The sequence below is a fragment of the Exiguobacterium sp. s80 genome (assembly GCF_018618725.1).
In the GTDB taxonomy this organism is placed as follows: Bacteria; Bacillota; Bacilli; order Exiguobacteriales; family Exiguobacteriaceae; genus Exiguobacterium_A; species Exiguobacterium_A oxidotolerans.
Genome location: NZ_JACSMP010000028.1, coordinates 1 through 413, shown reverse-complemented (window position 1 = coordinate 413; position 413 = coordinate 1). Strand labels below are relative to the sequence as shown.

General features: G+C 48.9%; 2 tRNA genes. Both read left to right on the top strand.

The features are described from left to right. Positions 1-124 precede the first annotated feature (124 nt). Positions 125-201, top strand: a tRNA-Ile gene (locus KNP94_RS15830). Positions 202-223: 22 nt separating this feature from the next. Next, positions 224-296: transfer RNA gene (locus KNP94_RS15825), tRNA-Ala, on the top strand. The last annotated feature ends 117 nt before the right edge of the window (positions 297-413 follow it).

Genomic DNA, 413 nt, shown 5'->3' with positions numbered 1-413 from the left:
AGGTAGCCGTATCGGAAGGTGCGGCTGGATCACCTCCTTTCTAAGGAAAACGTCCCGTAAGGGACATGCCCATCGTTCAGTTTTGAGAGTCCGATCTCTCAACTGAATCATCCCATATTTGAATGGGCCTATAGCTCAGCTGGTTAGAGCGCACGCCTGATAAGCGTGAGGTCGGTGGTTCGAGTCCACTTAGGCCCACCATTCAATTTTAAGTTCATATCCTGGGGCCTTAGCTCAGCTGGGAGAGCGCCTGCCTTGCACGCAGGAGGTCAGCGGTTCGATCCCGCTAGGCTCCATTTGTCTTGTCCATTTCCATGGACAAGGCACTCGCACCTTGAAAACTGAAGACATCAACAAGACATCAAATTTTTTATAACCATGTCATTAGACGTGTGTTCTTAGAATACCAAAAT